The organism is Sphingomonas sp. PAMC 26605 (genome assembly GCF_000241485.1).
Lineage (GTDB): Bacteria > Pseudomonadota > Alphaproteobacteria > Sphingomonadales > Sphingomonadaceae > Sphingomonas.
This window is the reverse complement of sequence record NZ_JH584256.1, coordinates 1-1,923: the sequence shown is the minus strand read 5'-3', so window position 1 is coordinate 1,923 and position 1,923 is coordinate 1. Positions and strand designations below refer to the sequence as shown.

The following is a 1,923-nucleotide window of genomic DNA, read 5'->3' as shown; positions in this document are numbered from 1 at the left end:
TGTAAATAGGCGTTGAACCGGGACCCCCGATCGGCGTCGAAGAGGGACCCCCTAACAGCATTGAGCCGACGTCGATGATGGAGTGCCGTTCGCGGTGCTCGCGGCGTAGGGAGGGCGTAGCCCGACCGGAGGCGCGAGCACCGCGAACAGCTCTTTCTGGGTACCGTTCCGGGATCAGCTGCGGTTCTTGAAGCGCCAGCTGTCGTTGCCGGTTTCGACGATGTCGCAGTGGTGGGTGATGCGATCGAGCAGCGCGGTCGTCATTTTGGGATCGCCGAACACGCTGGGCCATTCGCCGAACGTCAGGTTGGTGGTGATGATCACCGACGTGTGCTCGTAGAGCTTGCTGATCAGGTGGAACAGCAGCTGGCCGCCCGAGCGGGCGAACGGCAGATAGCCAAGCTCGTCGAGCACCACGAGCTCGTGGCGGCGCATCTGGGCCGCGAGCGCGCCGGCCTTGCCGATCCGCGTCTCCTCCTCGAGCTGCGTCACCAGATCGACAGTGTTGAAGTAGCGACCGCGGGCACCGGCGCGGATGACGCTGGCGGCGATCGCGCTGGCGAGGTGGGTCTTGCCGGTGCCGGTGCCCCCGACCAGCACGACGTTGCGGCGCCCCGGCAGGAACGAGCCTGCGTGAAGCGAGCGCACCAGCCCTTCGTTGATCGGGGTGTTCTCGAACACGAACGCGTCGAGGTCCTTCACGACCGGCAGTCTGGCAGCCGTCATGCGGTAGCGGATCGAGGCGGCGTGGCGATGCGCGCCCTCGGCGCGCAACAGATCGCTCAGGATCTCCATCGCAGTGCGCTTGCGCTGGATCCCTGTGGTGACCGCGTCGTCGAACGCGCCTGCCATGCCCTTGAGCCCGAGCCCGCGCATCGCGTCGATCATCTCATGCCGCTGCATGGAGGCCTCGCAGGCTGTCGTAGCGGGCGCAGTTGGCGATCGGCGGGTGCATCAGCGTCAGATCCTCAGACGTGACGATGGATGCAAGCCGGGGCGGCTCTCGCCGCCGTGACAGGATGTTGAGGATCACCTCGTCGCTGACCGCACCGGCGTCGAGCGCTTCGCGAACGGCCCCCTCGACGGCATCCAGGCCATCGCTGAGGACGGCCGCAAGAACGCGGACGAACCGCCGATCGGCATCGTCATCGCTGCCGAGCTTGCGGCGCAGCCGAGCGAGCGCAGGCGGTAGATCCCAGCCTTGGAACGGCGCCCCGTTGCGCAGCGCGCCAGGCTTGTTCACCAGCACCGGCAGATAATGCCAGGGGTCGTAGATCGTCCGGTCGCGACCGAAGAACCGGGGATGATCGGCGATCACTTCGTCGCCCATCCGCACGACGATCCGGTCGGCATAGGCCCGGACCTGGACCGCACGACGCACCGCCTTGGCGGCAACCGAGTAGCGGTTCCGATCGAAGCTGATCAGGCAGGTCCCGGTCACCGCATGCTGCGTCTCGTGGAAGCCGTCAAACGGTGCGAGCATCGGCTGGAGCGCGGGCCGTTCCAACTCCAGCGCCTGCGCGACCGTCATCTCTTTATGCTCGGGGTGCGCATGCATCTCCGCCCAGCGGCGGCACTCGGCTTCCAGCCAGCCGTTCAGTTCCTCCAGGCTGGCGAACCGCAGCCTGGGCTTGAAGAGCCGCCCTCGGATCGTCTGGACCTGATGCTCGACCTGGCCCTTCTCCCAGCCGGCGGCCGGCGAGCAGGCGGTCGGCTCGACCATGTAATGATCCGCCATCACCAGGAAGCGACGGTTGAACACGCGCTCCTTGCCGACGAACACGGTCGTCACCGCGGTCTTCATGTTGTCGTAGATGCCGCGCAGCGGCACCCCCCCGAAGAAGGCGAAGCCGCGCGCATGCGCGTCGAACACCATCTCCTGCGTCTCGCGCGGATAAGCCCGAACATACACCGCCCGCGATG

Annotated in this window: 2 protein-coding genes; both read right to left on the bottom strand. The window is 66.9% G+C overall.

Features of this window, described 5'->3' with window-relative positions:
• Positions 1-174 precede the first annotated feature (174 nt).
• Entirely contained in the window at positions 175-903 is a 729-nt protein-coding gene (istB, locus tag RH90_RS21885; protein WP_010189277.1) for an IS21-like element helper ATPase IstB, read from the bottom strand.
• A partial coding sequence (istA, locus tag RH90_RS21880; RefSeq protein WP_010189275.1) for an IS21 family transposase occupies positions 890-1,923 on the bottom strand: 1,034 nt, incomplete at its 5' end. The genes istB and istA, both read right to left, overlap by 14 nt.

What these genes read in the sequence shown, in the direction of transcription:
- istB (WP_010189277.1), bottom strand. Translation starts at nt 903, where the DNA reads ATGCAGCGGCATGAGATGATCGACGCGATGCGCGGGCTCGGGCTCAAG.